General features: G+C 42.1%; 15 protein-coding genes and 1 tRNA gene. 13 read left to right on the top strand and 3 right to left on the bottom strand.

Annotated elements, in window-relative coordinates; all coding sequences use genetic code 11:
• Positions 1–838 precede the first annotated feature (838 nt).
• Together H6G26_RS13510 and alr are read right to left on the bottom strand one after the other, a co-directional pair.
• A tRNA-Leu gene (locus tag H6G26_RS13510) sits at positions 839–920 on the bottom strand.
• A 172-nt stretch (positions 921–1,092) separates the two neighbouring features.
• Positions 1,093–2,280 carry an alanine racemase gene (gene alr / locus H6G26_RS13515; protein WP_190729747.1) on the bottom strand — a complete coding sequence of 396 codons (1,188 nt, stop codon included), beginning with the start codon at positions 2,278–2,280 and terminating at the stop codon, positions 1,093–1,095.
• A 704-nt stretch (positions 2,281–2,984) separates the two neighbouring features.
• On the opposite strand from alr, the gene H6G26_RS13520 reads away from it, so the two are divergent.
• The 12 genes from H6G26_RS13520 (at position 2,985) to H6G26_RS13575 (ending at position 13,587) form a co-directional block, all read left to right on the top strand.
• A complete protein-coding gene (locus H6G26_RS13520; protein WP_190729748.1) occupies positions 2,985–3,482 on the top strand; it encodes an HNH endonuclease in 498 nt (165 codons plus the stop codon).
• 633 nt (positions 3,483–4,115) lie between these two features.
• Entirely contained in the window at positions 4,116–5,399 is a 1,284-nt protein-coding gene (locus H6G26_RS13525) for a bifunctional oligoribonuclease/PAP phosphatase NrnA (RefSeq protein ID WP_190729749.1), read from the top strand.
• A 284-nt stretch (positions 5,400–5,683) separates the two neighbouring features.
• Positions 5,684–5,860, top strand: a complete 177-nt coding sequence (locus H6G26_RS13530) for a hypothetical protein (RefSeq protein WP_190729750.1) — start codon at positions 5,684–5,686, stop codon at positions 5,858–5,860.
• 13 nt (positions 5,861–5,873) lie between these two features.
• On the top strand, positions 5,874–6,368 hold the full coding sequence (sixA, locus tag H6G26_RS13535) for a phosphohistidine phosphatase SixA (RefSeq protein ID WP_190729751.1): 495 nt from the start codon (positions 5,874–5,876) through the stop codon (positions 6,366–6,368).
• A 107-nt stretch (positions 6,369–6,475) separates the two neighbouring features.
• Complete coding sequence (locus H6G26_RS13540; protein ID WP_190729752.1) at positions 6,476–7,612, top strand: citrate synthase; 1,137 nt, start codon at positions 6,476–6,478, stop codon at positions 7,610–7,612.
• 464 nt (positions 7,613–8,076) lie between these two features.
• On the top strand, positions 8,077–9,195 hold the full coding sequence (nuoH, locus tag H6G26_RS13545) for an NADH-quinone oxidoreductase subunit NuoH (protein ID WP_190729753.1): 1,119 nt from the start codon (positions 8,077–8,079) through the stop codon (positions 9,193–9,195).
• 89 nt (positions 9,196–9,284) lie between these two features.
• On the top strand, positions 9,285–9,869 hold the full coding sequence (gene ndhI / locus H6G26_RS13550) for an NAD(P)H-quinone oxidoreductase subunit I (RefSeq protein WP_190729754.1): 585 nt from the start codon (positions 9,285–9,287) through the stop codon (positions 9,867–9,869).
• An 89-nt stretch (positions 9,870–9,958) separates the two neighbouring features.
• Positions 9,959–10,573, top strand: coding sequence for an NADH-quinone oxidoreductase subunit J (locus H6G26_RS13555; RefSeq protein WP_190729755.1), 615 nt, complete (start codon positions 9,959–9,961; stop codon positions 10,571–10,573).
• 59 nt (positions 10,574–10,632) lie between these two features.
• Positions 10,633–10,938, top strand: a complete 306-nt coding sequence (nuoK, locus tag H6G26_RS13560; RefSeq protein ID WP_006199065.1) for an NADH-quinone oxidoreductase subunit NuoK — start codon at positions 10,633–10,635, stop codon at positions 10,936–10,938.
• Between the two features lie 6 nt (positions 10,939–10,944).
• On the top strand, positions 10,945–11,865 hold the full coding sequence (locus H6G26_RS13565) for an NAD(+) kinase (protein WP_100898810.1): 921 nt from the start codon (positions 10,945–10,947) through the stop codon (positions 11,863–11,865).
• 219 nt (positions 11,866–12,084) lie between these two features.
• Positions 12,085–12,348: a DUF3303 family protein gene (locus tag H6G26_RS13570; RefSeq protein ID WP_199326848.1), complete on the top strand. Its 264-nt coding sequence runs from the start codon at positions 12,085–12,087 to the stop codon at positions 12,346–12,348.
• A 408-nt stretch (positions 12,349–12,756) separates the two neighbouring features.
• The gene (locus H6G26_RS13575; protein WP_190729757.1) at positions 12,757–13,587 is read left to right on the top strand and encodes a GNAT family N-acyltransferase; all 831 of its coding nucleotides are present in this window, start codon (positions 12,757–12,759) and stop codon (positions 13,585–13,587) included.
• On the opposite strand, the gene H6G26_RS41765 is transcribed toward H6G26_RS13575, so the two are convergent.
• Positions 13,561–16,227: an EAL domain-containing protein gene (locus H6G26_RS41765; RefSeq protein WP_199326851.1), complete on the bottom strand. Its 2,667-nt coding sequence runs from the start codon at positions 16,225–16,227 to the stop codon at positions 13,561–13,563. The genes H6G26_RS13575 and H6G26_RS41765 overlap by 27 nt on opposite strands.
• 585 nt (positions 16,228–16,812) lie before the next feature.
• Between H6G26_RS41765 and H6G26_RS13585 the strand changes: the two genes are divergently transcribed.
• Positions 16,813–18,474, top strand: coding sequence for a glycosyltransferase family 39 protein (locus H6G26_RS13585; protein ID WP_190729758.1), 1,662 nt, complete (start codon positions 16,813–16,815; stop codon positions 18,472–18,474).
• Positions 18,475–18,585: the final 111 nt, after the last annotated feature.

Below are 18,585 nucleotides of genomic sequence, written 5' to 3' on the forward strand. Positions count from 1 at the left end.
TCATCCAGAGTTATTCCACAATTGAAATCGAGTAAAAAGTATCAAATTTTTGTATTTTCAAGTACATCAATTTATCTCTAGGGTTTGTGGCCAAACTCAACAAAAACAGCGTTATTTTCAAATGATCAAATCTCAGTAAATTCGTAAATTATTATTAATTTACTTCCTGTTACTGAGATTTACAGACATTTTTGGAGAATAAGACATAAAAATGTCAAGAGTAGATGAAGCCACTTTCCATTGAGTAACCCCAATCTGACCACAGGAATAATACTGATTTTGCAGATAGTAATATATTTGAACTTCTGTATTTACACTTAAGTAAATATGTTTTTTGAGCAGATAACGGCTAGATGAAGCCACTTTGCATCGAGTAACTTCAACTTGACCACAGCAATAATACTGATTTCTTGATAATAATAAATTGATTTATTAATATTCACACTTAAAAATGTAGATTAAACAAAATACAAAACTTATCTTTTGTAGTGTCTCTACAAGATGCTGGGCTATGCGCTAAAGCATCTCCAAAAAGGGCTACGGTGTATATACAGATCCTTTCTGAACGTAATTTCCGGTTAAGTCTGATAGCTTCTGAAATACCTTAAGAAAGCTTTTACATAGCAAAACCTGTCCCTCTACTTAGTGAGGAGAGGGATTAAAGATAGGACAGGGTGAGGTTTTGGAGGATTTTTAAGTAATTAGATAACTTATGTGTACACCTTAGTTAAAAAGTAGGGTTTCAAAGCCCCCTTTTTAAATAGGCTGGTAACTATACCTGAACTTTTAAATCAAGTATCACTACCAGCCTAGATAAAGCAATTCAATTTATCAAAAGTGCGGATGAAAGGACTTGAACCTTCACTCCTCTCGGAACTAGAACCTAAATCTAGCGCGTCTGCCAATTCCGCCACATCCGCATCAGTTTACTATCATACCATAAGAAATTATTTATGGGAATAGGGAGTGGGGAATGAGGGAGCAGGGGGCAAGGGAGACAAGGGGACAAGAGGTGAGAACTTGAAACAAGTCTTTCCCCTTGTCCCCAATTCTCCTTGTCCCCAAGTCCTCTTCCCAATGCCCCATACCCAACTACATAACCGCAACACGAGGCAAACGATGCTTAAACCCACAAAGAATTTCCCAGGAAATAGTGTCTAGTTGTTCTGCCCAATCGTCTGCTGAAATTTGTTCTTTTCCCTGCTCCCCTAGCAAGGTGACTACTTCTCCTTCTTGGATATTAGGTATGGCACTCACATCCAGCATCAACTGATCCATTGTAATTGTCCCAATTTGCGAGACTCGCTGACCGCGAATTAACACTTGCATTTTGTTGGAAAGATTACGAGGCACACCGTCAGCATAGCCAATTCCCACGACAGCGAGGCAAAGTTCATGCGGGGCAATAAATTTATGCCCGTAGCTGACAGCAGTTCCTGCGGCGATTGTTTTAACTTGGGTAACTCGTGCCTTAAGTTGCAAAACGGGTTTGAGATCGATCGCATTTTGTAAATGCGGTGCTGGGTAAAGTCCATAAACAGCTAAACCTACTCGCACAATGTCGTAGTGCAATGCCGAATCTGTGAGTGCAGCTGCTGAGTTTGCCAAGTGCAAACAAGGTGGTTCAATTCCCATTGCTTTGATTTGGGCGATCGCTTCCTCAAATCGTCTATGCTGTTCTTCCATTGCCCTAGTATCAGGATCGTCTGCTGTTGCCAAATGGGAATAAATACTGGCAATAGATAAATGTGGTAAGCGCTGCACTAATTGCACAAATTCACCAGCTTGCTGCCAATTAGTTCCCAACCTAGACATACCCGTGTCTAATTTGATGTGTACGGGCACTGAAGAACCATAATTCAGGGATTCTAGAGTATCGGAAAATACCAAAGCTTGTTTAGGGCTACAGAGTGTGGGCTGAAGTTTCCAATCTGCGATCGCATGAATCTGCTCTGGTGTATGAGTTGCCCCTAAAATCAAAATGGGTGCTTGAATCCCGCCTTCTCGCAATTGGATAGCTTCTGGAATTGTAGCGACTCCCAGCCAACTTGCTCCCGATTCAATCGCAGTTTGAGCGACTGTTACCGCTCCATGTCCATACGCATCAGCTTTTACTACTGCCATCAACTGGGTACGCGGCGATAAAAACTGCACTAATTGTTGTATATTATACGACAACGCCCCTAAGTCAATTTCTACCCAAGCTCGTTGCGAAAACCACGCGTAGGTGTCGCACTGCTCATTAGGAACTACACCAGAGATTTTTTTGCGACTTAACATTTGTACTGACTCCTATCCCACCACGGCTAAACTTCCAATTTATCCATCTATACACGCTGCTAAAAGCGAGATCAGATTAAATAGGAAGTTTAACCTTCATATTGGAATTGATACAAGATATTATGGTAGTAAAGTAAAAGTTAAGATTTATCGAAGAAAGCCAGAGGGCAGGAGGCAGGAGGCAGGAGGCAGGAGGCAGAAGGCAATACTGCTTCCTGTTCTCTGCCTGTGACCAAAGGCGAACTTGCGGTCTAAAACCCCGCCGTCTATACGACGCTTAGAATTGGGCGGGGTCTGAATCCCCGAGGAAAAAGTTCCTTCTGCCTTGTCTACGACACGCTGCACGATCTGCCCTCTGCCTCCTGCCTTCTTCAAGAGTTTAGGATTTATATAAAAACTCTCTGAAACTCTTATTTTTACCTTTAAGTGCGGGACGCTGTGCGAATGTATTCTTTGTTTTGTTTGCCCTTGATTGTCGCAAGTGGGTGGTATGGGAAAACTACCGCAGCGCTTGGCTCAACTTTTGGCTGCATCCTTTGCATCAACCACGTATTTTTTTACTTTAGGTTAAAATTTTTACTTGCAAACTCCTAACTCATAACTTAATTGCTCAATTCTTCCGAAAGTATAATTTATTCTCACTTCCCTAGCAGGGTGTATTTGTGTTAACATTTATGTAAAGCTATTACCCTGAGCGCAGATACATGGGGAAGGTTTTAGTCTTAAACGCATCTTACGAACCTCTCAATATAACGAGTTGGCGTCGTGCTGTAGTTCTGTTAATCAAAGGCAAAGCAGAACGCGTAGAACACAACGGTAAATTTTTGTATTCGGATTTTCCATTGCCGACTGTAATCCGGTTGCGTCATTACGTGCGTGTTCCTTATAAAGAAATTCCTCTGACTCGCCGAAATATACTGCACCGTGATGGTCATGCCTGTCAATACTGTGGTTACACAGGGGATGAGTTGACTTTAGACCATGTAATACCGCGATCGCGCGGCGGTGGCGATACTTGGGAGAACATTGTAACTGCTTGTGTCCGTTGCAATGTTAAAAAAGGCAGTCGTAATCCCCACGAAGCTCATATGCCTTTGCGTCATCCTCCCCGGCAACCTTATAGCAGCCTCTATTTCGAGGTCAGCAAACATCTTAAGAGTGGACTGCACACAGAGTGGCAAAAGTACGTTATAGGTCTTTGAGCAATTGGTGGCTATATAACCTGCAACGAACGTGATCGCGTCTCGTAGACACCTGCAATGCGTCAACACTCAAGCCTCTACATTTGTGTATGGGGCTTCCTCTTTACTCCCTGGCTTTTCCCAAGGAGAGACGTTAAAACCGATCTGCCTTCTTGCACTGGATTTTGCTCTCAATTATCAGAATTTTAAAAAAGGATACGAAACACGTATTGTTCATTAAAAATTATTGTTAATTGCTCAACAGTCAGAATGATGAGAGTATTGAGCATAAGACTATTTTAAATATCAAGGACTATCCCGAAAGTATAAAATAGAAAGTATATCCTAAGTCAGATTAAAATCCTGCTAATTCAATCTATAGAAGACAAAAAAAGCTCCTCAAACAGATTTATGCTCTCAGATACAGCTCGATATACTAAACTTTCTTGTTTCTAGCACCTATATGCTTTTTAGTAGAATTTAGTTGATTGTTGACCATTGTTAAGCATTGCTGTTACTGGCAAAAAGTATACTTAGATGTAGAGTGCAATGTCTTGATATTTTTGCGAAGATCATAATCTGGCTAAATTCAGGGAATTGCTGCTCGTGGTATTTCTGAATTAAAGGAGCCTCACACTTTAAAAAAAGTTCCCTATGTACTTGAATTCTCCCGCTAGTCAGTTTGAGAGTTTGTCATTGACCACAGAACCAAAACCAGAGGAACCTGAAATAGAGAAAGTGCCAGTAGAAGTTGCATTTAAAAGTCCGTCATTACCGCCATCCGTAGGTGAAGGAGCTATATATCTTAGCCAGCGTGGTAATTCTCCGGCACAACAAAAGTCAGAAGAACTGCAAAAAACCCTTCTGGCACACCGACACGATCGCCAACTGGTAATTCTGCAAGATTTTCCTGACCCTGATGCTCTTTCTTGTGCCTGGGCTTATCAGTTAATTGCCCAGCAATATGATATCAAATGTGAAATCATTTATGCTGGCGCATTGAGCCATCAAGAAAATATTGCCTTGGTGAGGCTGACCAATTTACCTATCCAACGCTGGACACTGCAAACCTTGAAAACCAAAGATTTGTCATCTTATCAAGGTTTTGTGTTAATTGATAACCAGGGAACCACTTCACAGCTACTGTCAGCAGTGCAGCAGTCTGGAATTCCCCTAATAGCCCTCATCGACCATCACAGTATCCAAGGTGATCTCCAATCAGAGTTTGAGGATATTCGTCCCCATGTAAGAGCGACGGCAACCATTTTTACCCAGTATCTCCAAACTGGATTACTGGCATTAGATAGCAGTATAAATCAACACGTTAAATGTGCTACTGCCTTGATGCACGGCTTGCGATCGGATACAAATCGGCTCATGCAAGCGCAAGAAGAAGACTTTATGGCAGCAGCGTATTTAAGCCGATTTTATGACGCTCAACTGCTAAACGCCGTTTTACAGGCGAATCGTTCCAAGCGGGTAATGGATGTGATCGAGCGATCGCTAAAAAATCGCATCGTCCAAAATAACTTTTCCATCGCTGGTGTTGGTTACTTACGGTACGAAGACCGTGACGCCATCCCCCAAGCGGCTGATTTTCTCGTAACCGAAGAAAACGTTCACACTGCCGTAGTTTACGGTATTGTTCACGATGAAGACGAAGAACTAGAAATAGTCATCGGTTCCCTGAGAACCACCAAACTCACCCTTGACCCCGATGAATTCATCAAAGAAGCCTTTGGGCAAGATAGCGCAGGGCGGTTTTTTGGCGGTGGAAGGACAAGCGCAGGCGGGTTTGAAATCCCGATGGGTTTCTTATCTGGCAGCAACGAAAATTCTGCATACGCAAAAATGAAATGGGAAGTATTCGACGCTCAAATTAAGCAAAAACTGCTGAGGTTAGTTAATCCCAGAGACAACCCAATTCAGTCGGAGTAGAAAGAACTTAACGAGACCCGGAGAACTTCTAACTAATGCAGCGTCAAAGTGTTTGTTCAGATAGCATCCCTTCCCGACTTTTGATAAAAGTCGGGAATTTAGATTTTATGACGAATGCTGAACTAAATCAAAGTTAACTTGCGCCTACCTATTTATTTGTCAAGGAGAAGCGCCATGAAGATTATAGAACTGTAAATGTTACAAACTTTGTATAAGGCAATGCTGCCAGATGAGTTTTTGGCAATGCTAATTTGAGTAAATTCTGTTTTTTGAGAGGCATAAAAATGACACAGCAAGAATTGCTAAATGAGTTTTTATCCCTTCTTGCTGAAGCACAGCGTCAAGTAACCGACTTTATTGCTTTTTTGCGGCAAAGATATGGAGTAGTTGAACCTAGTTCTCAATGGCCAGATTTTGACTTGATAAATGATAGCTTTATTGGGATGTGGAGCGATTGTTAACAGAACTAAAACTATGGAACTATATTTAATTCGTCATGGCATCGCCGAAGATAAAGGATTAGGCATCAAGGATCAGGAGCGCAGTCTTACCAAAGAAGGAAGGCAAAAAACTGAGAAAGTTGCCCAGAAACTTGTTAAATTGGGATTAAACTTTGATTTGATTCTCACCAGTCCCTTAGTGCGGGCCCGCCAAACGGCTGAAATCCTTATAGCAGAAAAACTAAGCTCCAAATTAGAGGAATCTAGCCACCTCGCCCACGATGGTCAAATTTCTAGTTGGCTAAAAGACTGGTTAGAGCCAAGAAATTATTCCCAAAATACCGAACTGGCACTGGTTGGACACGAACCGGATTTGACCAATTGGGCAGAAATTCTCTTATGGGGAGAAGTCAAAGGAAGCTTAGTCTTGAAAAAAGCAGGTATGATTGGGATAAAACTACCAGAAACAGGTTCTCCTCTGGGTCGGAGTCAAATGTTTTGGTTGACACCACCCAAGTACCTGCTATAACAGTTTTTCAACATTTCCAATTGTTGTTAAAAGGGCTACTGTTATAGCGACAATAATTTCTGGTAAGTTAGCTTGATCAGATATTTCACAAAGCGAATGGTGGTGCCATGATGGTGTGCGAATACAAGCCTGGTTTAGAAGGCATTCCCGCCGCCCAGTCAAGTATCAGCTATGTTGATGGGCAAAAGGGAATACTAGAATATCGTGGCATCCGGATTGAGGAACTAGCAGAAAAAAGTACATTCCTAGAAACTGCTTATCTCTTAATCTGGGGCGAACTGCCAAGCAAGGAAGAACTGGAAGGATTTGAGCATGAAGTTCGTTACCACAGGCGGATAAAATACCGCATTCGGGACATGATGAAATGCTTTCCAGAAAGCGGTCACCCAATGGATGCGCTGCAAGCCTCTGCTGCTGCTTTAGGCTTGTTTTATTCGCTCCGGGATTTACATAATCCTGCCTACATTCGAGATTCGGTGGTACGCCTGATAGCAACTATTCCCACAATGGTAGCTGCGTTCCAACTGATGCGAAAAGGCAATGACCCGGTACGTCCCCGTGATGACTTGGACTATTCTGCCAACTTTCTATATATGCTCAATGAGCAAGAACCCGATCCTCTGATGGCGCGGATTTTTGATATCTGCTTGATACTTCAAGTCGAGCATACAATGAATGCTTCCACCTTTAGTGCCAGGGTGACAGCTTCCACCTTAACTGATCCTTATGCTGTGGTTGCTAGTGCCGTGGGAACCTTGGGTGGACCCCTGCATGGTGGAGCCAATGAAGAAGTAATTCAGATGTTGGAAAAAATTGGCTCCGTGGAAAATGTCCGTCCCTACATAGAGCATTGTCTGCAAACTAAATCTAAGATTATGGGCTTTGGACATCGTGTGTATAAAGTAAAAGACCCACGAGCCATAATTTTACAAGGACTAGCAGAGCAACTGTTTGAGAAGTTTGGGCATGACAACTTCTATGACATTGCTCAAGAAATGGAACAAGTGGTAGGGGAAAAACTAGGTAGCAAAGGAATTTATCCAAATATTGACTTTTACTCGGGTTTGGTGTATAGGAAGATGGGAATTCCCACAGACTTGTTTACGCCAATATTTGCGATCGCTCGTGTTGCCGGTTGGCTAGCCCACTGGAAAGAACAACTAGCAGAAAACCGGATTTTCCGTCCTACCCAGGTTTATAATGGTCGACACGAGGTTACTTATACCCCCATTGAGCAACGTTAACTGACAGTCAAGCAATTTTGGATTTTAGATTTCAGATTTTGGCTTCATTTCTTAGTTCAAACGAAATGCTTGTACCAAAAAATCTCAAATCGGCAGTCTAAAATTATTAAGTCATGTTAAACCCCATTTTTGGGGAAGCAGAAAATTTCACAGAGTAGACAACCGTTGCCAAAAGGGAAGCGGAGGATTTGTGTTGCCATGCTGGGGGACAAGGAGGACAAAGTAAAATTTTCTCCCTTGTCTTCCCCTGCTCCCTTGCTCTTCATTAATGCCAACCATAAGTAGAAGTTCTCATTTCGCTTCAGGGTGCTCAAACCATCCAACGATATACTAGGCATGGGAATTAGCAACAAATCTTCAATCAAGCGTCATCTGGGCAAAAATTAAAAATGGGTGAATTTACAGGTATTAATTTAACTAATAGTTGTAACTCACCATGACTCGATGTCTTAAAGAGTGGAAACATGAACTCAGGAATTGACCTTCAAGGAACTTTTATTGAATCCCTCCGGGATTTAGGTATACCAGCAGGAACAGCCAAAGCGATTTGGATGCCACTGCCAATGATACTGATGCTGATTGGGGCAACAGTGGGGGTATTAGTTGCCACTTGGCTAGAACGAAAGATTTCTGCCGCCGCACAGCAGCGAATTGGACCAGAATACCAGGGGCCTTTTGGGTTACTGGTACCTGTAGCGGATGGTTTGAAGTTGGTATTTAAAGAAGATATAGTACCAGCCAAATCTGACCCCTGGCTGTTTACCCTTGGCCCAATTATTGTTGTAATTCCGGTGTTTCTGTCATTCCTGATCGTCCCGTTTGGGCAGAACATCGTAATTAGCAATGTCGGCATGGGTGTCTTTCTGTGGATTGCCTTATCAAGCATTCAACCCATTGGCTTACTAATGGCTGGCTACGCATCTAATAACAAATACTCCCTCTTAGGGGGGTTGCGGGCAGCAGCGCAATCTATTAGTTATGAAATTCCTTTGGCATTGGCGGTGTTAGCGATCGCTATGATGTCTAACAGCCTCGACACCGTTGATATTGTAAATCAACAGTCTGGCTATGGCATCTTGGGCTGGAACATTTGGCGACAACCAATCGGTTTCTTGATCTTTTGGATAGCCGCTCTAGCTGAATGCGAACGATTACCCTTTGACTTACCAGAAGCGGAAGAAGAAATCGTCGCAGGCTATCAGACTGAATATTCAGGCATGAAATTCGGTCTTTTCTACCTGGGTTCTTACGTTAACTTGATTCTTTCTTCCTTACTAGTAGCAATTCTTTACCTGGGCGGTTGGGACTTTCCCATTCCCCTCAACCTCATCGCTGGTTGGGTGGGAGTCAGTGAACTAAATCCCGTGTTCCAGATAGTAACTGCGGCTTTAGGGATCACCATGACCGTGTTCAAAGCTTATCTACTAGTGTTTGTCGCCATCCTGTTGCGCTGGACAGTGCCACGGGTACGGATTGACCAACTGTTAGATTTAGGATGGAAGTTTTTGTTGCCAGTTGGTTTGGTTAATCTCCTATTAACTGCCGCCCTGAAACTAGCCTTTCCCTTCGCCTTCGGGGGTTAGTCATTAGTCATTAGTCATTAGTCATTTGTACTAATGACCAAGGACAAAAGACAAGGGACAAGGGACAAATAAAGAGAGAGTGAAACATAATGCTAAAGTTCCTGAAACAAGTTGGTGATTACGCCAAAGAAACAGTACAAGCTGCACGTTACATTGGTCAGGGACTTTCTGTTACCTTTGACCATATGCGGCGGCGTCCGATTACGGTACAGTACCCTTACGAGAAACTGATTCCTGGCGAACGGTTTCGCGGTAGGATTCACTTTGAATTTGATAAGTGTATCGCCTGCGAAGTTTGTGTTCGCGTTTGTCCGATTAACCTGCCTGTGGTCGATTGGGAATTCGATAAAGCCAGCAAAAAGAAAAAACTCAACCACTACAGTATTGACTTCGGAGTTTGTATCTTTTGCGGTAATTGTGTGGAATTTTGCCCTACTAACTGTCTATCGATGACAGAAGAGTATGAACTTTCCACTTATGATCGCCATGAATTGAACTATGACAGCGTGGCACTGGGTCGTCTGCCCTACAAAGTAACAGATGACCCAATGGTTACACCACTGCGAGAACTAGTTTACCTACCCAAGGGCGTCCTCGAACCACATGGACTGCCCGCAGATGCGCCACGTCCGGGTGCGCGTCCAGAAGACTTGGTGGAACAAACAGAAAAATAAATGTCATTTGTCATTTGTCCTTTGTCTTTTACTAATGACCAATGACCAATGACCAATGACCAATAACCAATGACTAAGGACAAAAAACAGTGAATCTAGCGGAAGGAGTACAGTTTGTATCGCTTGGCATACTGGGCGTGATGATGATTGGGGCGGCCATTGGCGTGGTACTGTTCTCTAACATCGTCTATTCAGCCTTTATGCTGGGGGGCGTGTTCATCAGCATAGCGGGAATCTACCTGTTGCTAAATGCTGATTTTGTTGCAGCTGCACAGATACTGATTTACGTTGGGGCAGTTAACGTGTTGATTTTGTTTGCCATTATGTTGGTGAACAAGCGAGAGGATTTTGTAGCATTTCCTAACTCTTGGGTACGGAAAGCCTTAACGGGTTTAGTCAGTGTAGGATTGTTTGGTCTTTTAAGCACAATGGTTTTGGCTACTCCTTGGGCCTACTCAACTCCTGCTGTGGCGGGTGGTGAAAGTTCGATAATTTTAATTGGAGAACATTTCTTCACTGACTTTTTACTGCCTTTTGAACTGGCTTCCATTTTGCTGCTGATAGCGATGGTAGGAGCAATTATTTTGGCACGCCGCGAGTATTTGCCAGACCTGTTGACACCATCTAAACTGGGGCAAACTGTTTTGACTTTGCAAGAACGCCCTAGAGAACTAGTATCAACAACCAGCGAAACAAAAGAGTAAGATTTGCGACCTGAGTCGCAGATAGAAAGCCAATTTTTTCAGGAGGGATACCCAGATTCATGCAACTCCAGTACTTTTTATTACTAGCAGCAGCTTTATTCTGTATCGGCATCTACGGTTTAATTACCAGCCGCAACGCTGTGCGGGTGCTGATGTCAATTGAGTTACTGCTCAATGCTGTTAATCTGAATTTAATGGCATTTTCCAACTTCCTCGACTCAACATTAATTAAGGGTCAGGTTTTCACAGTATTTGTGATCACTGTGGCCGCAGCCGAGGCGGCGGTAGGTTTAGCGATCGTGCTTGCCATTTATCGCAACCGCGATACCGTCGATATGGAGCAGTTTAATCTCCTGAAGTGGTAACTGTGCGTGCAACTAAAGCAGGTAATCATTGCTTATAAAGCGCGGGATGCCCGGAGTAAACAATGGGCAGAAATCTGTGCTAAACAACTAGAAAGCCGCGAGTGCCAAGTGTTGATGGGGCCTAGCGGACCAAAAGACAACCCCTATCCTGTCTTTTTGGCTTCTGCGGCTCAACCAATCGATCTCGCTTTGGTGCTCGGTGGTGATGGTACTGTTTTAACTGGTGCCAGACATTTAGCCCCAGCCGGCATCCCGATTCTGGGAGTGAATGTGGGAGGTCATCTGGGGTTTTTAACTGAGTCAGTGGAAGAGTTTCAGGATACTGAGAAAGTTTGGGATCGGCTGTTTGAGGATCGCTATGCTATCCAACGGCGGATGATGTTACAAGCTGCGGTGTATGAGGGTCATGGGTCTAATTTAGAACCAGTGAGTGAGCATTATCTGGCTTTGAATGAATTTTGCGTCAAACCCGCCTCTGCTGACCGAATGATTACTTCAATTCTGGAAATGGAAATTGACGGTGAGGTAGTCGATCAGTATGTCGGGGACGGGTTGATTATTTCCACTCCCACAGGTTCCACTGGTTACACTGTTTCTGCTAATGGGCCAATTATGCATGATGGTATGGAGGCGATTACCATTACTCCTATTTGTGCAATGAGCCTTTCTAGTCGCCCCCTCGTTTTACCCCCTGGTTCTGTGGTGAGTATTTGGCCTTTGGGGGATTACGATTTGAGTACCAAGCTGTGGACAGATGGGGTGTTGGGAACTTCAATTTGGCCAGGACACCGCGTTGATGTGCGGATGGCAGATTGTCGGGCTAAATTTATTATTTTGCGCGAGAACAATTCCTACTATCAAACGCTGCGGGAGAAGTTGCTTTGGGCAGGTACAAGAGTTCACTACAGCAATAATCACCGTAATTAATTCAGTATTTTAGAGTGCATCTACCGCAGATTGCGATGGCGCAGCCCGCCGTAGGCATCGCGTACTCGCCCTCTTTGTAGCGATCGCAACAAGAACACCGCAAGCATCGCAACTAAAATTATCTAAGCCCCTGGATAAATCCAGGGGCTTTCTCAGGGGAAGCACAGGAAGAATTAGAAAAAAATTCAATTTACATGATCCAATGCTGATATGCTTTACATGATTGTTGAACGCTTTAAAAATGAAGATCCTCTGCCCGTGTATCGTAGGTTTCGGGATCAAGGTCGTCTTGCGCCTAAAGGACTGATTTATGTTTCAAGCTGGGTCGATGAGAAAATGCATCGTTGTTACCAGCTAATGGAAACGGATGGCTCAACATTGATTGAACAATGGATTTCTAACTGGAATGATATTGTTGATTTTGAAGTCTATGGAGTGCTTACGTCCAAAGAAGCCGCTGAACGTGTTACTTTTTTGCTTTAGGTTCGTGTTGAGCATATCATGTAGTGTCTTCATCAGTAATCATGCGATCGCTTTGAGCCTCTGACGATGAATCGAATAATAAATGGTAGTTTTTTCGTTGGTTCTTAACCTTAGTTTTGGCCAGGACTAATTTAGATGCAGCCGTCCTGATTTTGATTATTTTAACTGGCTAGTATTTATAGCGTATATCAAAGGAAAATTTTGTATCTTATTGCCAGATTTTTTAGTAATTAATGTCCATAATGAAAGCACTCTACCTCTAATCCAAGAAAGTAAAAAAGCTTTCTAAAGGATCTTTTGTCGAAAACCGTCTCAATCACCCTTCGACACATTAATGCATAATGTGAGCTATTTGTATAGTGCCTAAATCCTAGTAGAATATTGTCGCAAATCTAAGTAGGAATATAGATGGAAGTTTCTGGACGCAACATCAATTACCCACTAAATCCTCCTCTTCACCTGGAAGATTTTCCCGTCCTTCAAACTGAAAAATATATCCTACGGCTGGTATCGACTGAAGAAGAATTAGAATCAATTTTTCGGTTGCGCTTTGAAGTTTTTAATCTTGAACTAGGCTTGGGATTTTCGGCTTCTAACTTTACCCAGATGGATATAGATAAGTTTGATACAGTTTGCCATCATTTAATCTTGATCTCTAAACAAACGGGTAAAACAATTGGAACTTATCGGATGCAAACTTATACAATGGCTTCTCAAAGACTAGGCTTTGATGCTGCCGATATATTTAATCTTAATGCGATTCCCAATTCCGTGCTTCAGGCATCAGTTGAGGTTGGGCGTACATGTATAGCTAAAGAATACCGCAACATTCAAGCACTTTTACTCCTCTGGGAAGGACTGGCAAACTATCTCATTTGGAGTAAAAACCAATATTTCTTTGGCTGTGCATCATTACTAACACAATGTCCTTGGCAAGCTACATATACTTATGATTATTTTCGGCAAAATCGTTTGATGCATCCAAGTATTTTGGTTTATCCTAATTCACAATTTTGTCTAGAACTGCCTGAAAGTTATCCAGATTCATATAATGTTGAGATTCCTAAAATTTTGCAGGCATACTTGAATATTGGAGCTAAGATATGTAGCCTTCCAGCTATTGATCGGCAGTTTCAGACGATTGATTTTTTAACTATATCTAATATTGCAGACTTTGCCAGATGGCGTTATCCAAATCCTCTCAAAAAAGCTTTACCAGTGAGGATTTGCCATGATTAATGCCACTGCTGCTGCGTTATTCAAGGGACACGAGAAAAAATATCCTTGTCCACATTCACAGTTCAATTTTTTCAGAAATGCTAGCTGCTCTTTTGTCTCCACTCCTTCGGCGGTCACATCCATACCTAATTTGTGTGCCAGTGTGATAATTGTCTCGATAATTTCTAAATTCTTGCCATTAGCATCTATTGGGCTGACAAAGGAACGGTCAATCTTCAACACACTAATCGGAAAGCTATGAAGACGGCTTAAAGAAGAGTAGCCTGTACCGAAATCATCAATTGATAACTCAATGCCCATTTTCCGAAGTTTTGAAAGTGCGGCATTTGCCTCATCGTCATTTTCCATAATTGCACTTTCAGTAATTTCTAACATGAGACTGCCAGCATCAAGACCAGTCGAATGCAAAATTTCCCCAATCTGCTCAATCAGATCCGGTTGAGAAAATTGTTTGACTGAGAGATTGACGCTGATTTTCTCTAATGAGTTTATGCGATCGCGCACTCGCCAATTTTGCATCTGGCGGCACGCCTCATGTAGCGCCCAGTAGCCAATCTCGACAATCAGTCCGGTTTCTTCTGCCAGAGGGACAAAATCTGTTGGCAAAATTAGACCACGCTCTGGATGCTGCCAGCGCAGCAAAGCCTCAAAGCCTAAAATCCTGCCAGTAGTCAGAGAAACAATCGGTTGGTAATAAACTTCAAACTCGTGGCGTTCGATCGCTCGGCGTAGATCGTTCTCTAACTGCAATCTAGCCAGAGCATTAGTATACATCTCTGGGTTGAATAGTTCATAGCGTGCTTTGCCCAGCGCCTTGGCTCGGTACATAGCCGTATCAGCGTCTCTTAGCAAGTTTTCTGCTTGGTCATAGTCTACTGTCGAACTCAGGGCGATGCCAATACTTGCTGTTGTAGATACTTCTTGCCCGTCAAGCTCAAGAGGTAATGTCAATTCTTCTTGAATCCGCTCAACTACTGTGATGGCATCTGATAAATCCTGGATTTCGTCAAGCAGGATTGTGAATTCGTCTCCCCCAAGCCGTGCAACTGTATCCGTGGAGCGTATACATACTTCTAATTTATTTGCAATAGCAATTAGAAATTGGTCTCCTTTTAGGTGTCCGAGACTGTCATTGATCACCTTAAACCGATCCAAATCGAGAAATATTACAGCAAATAAATAATTCTCCTGCCGTTTGGCTCGCTGGAGTGTGTGTTTTAAGCGCTCCATAAAGAAAGCTCGGTTTGGTAGACCTGTCAGTGCATCGTGAAACGCATTATGTAGCAACTGCTCTTCTGCCTGCTTGCGCTCATTAATTTCAGCTTCTAATTGCCTGTTAACCTCTAATAGTCCAGCAAATGACTCTTGTAATTGAGTAGCCATTTGATTATGAGCCTGAGCGAGAACTCTTAGTTCATTGATACCTTCTACTGTAACGATTTGGTCTAACTTTCCATTAGCAATTTCCTTAGAGGCAAAGCTCAAATGGAGAATTGGTTGAGTAATCCAATGAGAAGTAATCACTCCTATGACTGTAGCTAGTATCAAGGCTCCTAAACACAGCAAAATGGTGGTTCGGGTGTTGGCTTCGATATACTCCATAAAGTCGGCTTCGGGAACCACCACGATAATCATCCAATTTAGCCCACAGTCGGCTGCAAAGGGCATTAAGTGTACGAATTGCCGCTTGCGATCAATTTCAAATTCTAGCTGCTGGCTAGAATGAATGTTTTTAAAATTACCAAATTGTGACTGCAAATATTGTGTTGTTAGGCGAGTAATCCGATCGCTGCTGGCGATCGCTCTGAGCCGTTTGTACGTTTTTTTGCCACCTTGATCACTCACGATGAAAGGTTGCTCCGCCGTTGAAGTTGCTACCAAATCTCCAGAATGCTCTACAATAAAGGTTTTTCCTGAACGACCAATCTTTAAACTGTGTAAAAACTCATTCAGTTGCGAGAGAGATAACGTTGCATTCGTCACTCCAAGCAAAGTACCTGTCTGGTCATAAAGAGGTTGGGTTGCACTGAATGCTAGCCCTGATGAAGAGAAATAGGGATAAATTTCTGTGCAAGTAGATTTACCTGCTTTCACAGCATTTGTGTACCAGGGGCGAGTGCGAGGATCAAAGATTTTGTTAACTTGAATTAACTTGACACGATTACCTTGATGATCTGTCGCATAAGTATAGTAATTGTTACCTGTTGATTGATCTCTTTTTCGGATAACAAGTGAACCATCTTTAAGGCGATCAACCGAATGAATTTCTCCTTGTGTATTTGCAAAAGCGATCGGGTTTAAGGGCTTGAATAACTGTATTTGATGCCATAAATGGTGTTCTAAAATTTTTCCATTTTTTAAACTTAGCTCACCAACATGGACAGAATTGGCGTTAATCTGAGTGACGAGTTGGGGGATTTCTATGTAATCGGTGATATGTTGATGAATCCGAGTAGTAACTTCATTTTGCAGCTGAGTAGCAACCTCAGTAACAGCTTTATGACCATTTTTTATAGAGAAGAACGCTGTTAATCCTACAGCAGCAGAAATTTGCAGGATGAAAGGTACTACAAGAGCTACATGGAGCGGCACCCTCAATAACCCTTTGGGAATCGGACGCAAGAAGTTCTGCTGTGGCATCTGCGCGATCTTAGCCTCGCATAAGTTAAAAGCAAGAGTTGTCTTGCCAAGGCAGTATTTTCAATCTGCTGATACAGCTACTTTAAACTGCTACCTCGAATTCTTATCAGTTAACAATCCTTCCGGCATAGGCATAGACTGCCGCAGGCATTGTCCGTTCTCCTCCCTCCCCCGTGCTGGAGGCAAGGAACAATCCTTCGTTCAACCTTAGGCAATGCCCTTTTCATAGGGTGGGAGAATTGAGAATTATAACTCGCAAAGCGATCGCCGAATGCACGGTAGCTGTGGAGTCGTTTTACCACAGATGCAGCTACACTTAGTGTATTTTACACTCCATTTGGATCTCGGTTTCAAAACTAAGTCCAGTTTTGCGGGATTTGATACAACCTTGTGCAATTCTTTTTGTAGTTAATAAAGGAGAGGTGTTGATTGCCAATCTTTCCAATCAAATTAAAGTGCAGTCGGCGATGTTTAACAAATAGGCTGCGCTTGAAATTTTGGCGATGTCTACGGCGGGCGTAGCTACGACACCTCATCCACTCTGCTTAATTAGATGATTTGAGAAAATTTTTAGGAAACCCAGTTATGCGCCATCTCAAATTTGCTCCGAGTTGGTTGCGATTTTTAATTATTTTCTTATTGGCGATGGGTATATTGTTTCGCTTTTTTAACCTTGATGGCAAAGTTTACTGGCATGATGAAACTTATACCTCATTGCGGATTTCTGGTTACACAATTAATGAAGCAAAACAGCGACTTTTTAATAATCTTGTCATTGGCGGAGAAAGTTTTGCCCAATTTCAAGGTGTAAATCCAGAAAAAAGCTTAAATGACACAATTATGAATTTGGCAAAAGAAGATTCTCACCATCCACCGCTTTATTACATAATAGCCAGATTGTGGATGGAAATCTTTGGTAATTCGGTCACGGCGATTAGAAGTTTATCTGCCTGCATTAGTTTACTCGTTTTTCCTTGTGTTTATTGGCTATGCCGAGAATTATTTAATGTACCGTTATCGGTTCCTGGGGTAGCGATCGCACTTATGGCAATTTCCCCAATTCATCTAGTTTATGCCCAAGAAGCACAAGAATATATTCTTTGGTTAGTCACCATATTGCTATCTAGTGCATCTCTGCTGCGAGCAATGCGGCTGGAATTACAAGATAAATATGAGCCAGTAAAACAAAGGAAACGACCTGATTTATTCGTTATTTGGAGTATTTATGCAATAACTTTAGCTATTAGCTTTTATACATTTATTTGGAGCGGATTTGTAGCAGTTGCTCATGGAATTTATGTGATAATTACTGCCAAATTTCAGTTAACTGGAACTGTCAGAACTTATCTGTTAGCATCACTGGTAGGTTTCTTAGCCTTCATGCCTTGGGTAACAGTTGTAATAGGTGACTTTTTTCAGTTTTTGATTTCATCAGATAAAACAGAAATACAGCCAAATCTATTGCCTATGTTTCCCTTTTTACTAATGCAGTTAAGCCGGATTTTTTTTGACATAGACCTTAGCTTAAATAATCCTTTTAACTATTTGATTATACCAATATTTTTGGTTTTAATAGGATATTCAATTACTTTTCTTTGCCTAACAACTAACTATAAAGTCTGGTTTTTTGTCATTACATTGATTGTAGTACCAGCACTACCTCTAATACTGCTAAATCCTGGAAGCATACAACCATTTACCGAAGCATATTTCATACCATCTTATTTAGGAATCCAAGTGGCTGTTGCTTACCTACTAGCTACGCAAATATATAATGGGAGCGTGTCACGCCGGAGCATTTGGCACGTAATTATGGCATTAGTGATTATTTGTGGCCTGATTTCTTGTAGGGTGAGTTCCCAGGCAGGAACTTGGTGGAATAAGGGTATGAGTTATGGCAATCCACAAGTCGCTCAAATCATCAATCAAGCGACTCGCCCACTTTTGATTAGTGATGCTTTGGGGAATAATTATGGAAATGTCTTTTCTTTGAGCTATCTTTTAGAACCAAAAGTCCGATTTCTGTTGGTGAACAATCAAAAAATCCCCCAAATTCCTGATGTATTTGTTGATGTATTTTTACTCAATCCTTCAAATACTTGGCGCAAAACAATCGAAGAAAAGTATAGATTAAAGACAGATATTGTTTACAGTGACAATTATTATTCGGTATGGAAATTGATTAAATATCCTAAGTTGCGCCGACGTAATATCCCACCTAATAATAGGTTATCTGCTAGTTTATAGCATAATAGGCTGCACAAACATTTTCTTAACATAAGCTAAAAATAAGAAATATTAACCAGATTCTCATCTTAAATTAATTTAACCATTAGTAGGATACTTTATATTGCCCTT

Source organism: Nostoc sp. FACHB-888 (genome assembly GCF_014696655.1).
Lineage (GTDB): Bacteria > Cyanobacteriota > Cyanobacteriia > Cyanobacteriales > Nostocaceae > Nostoc.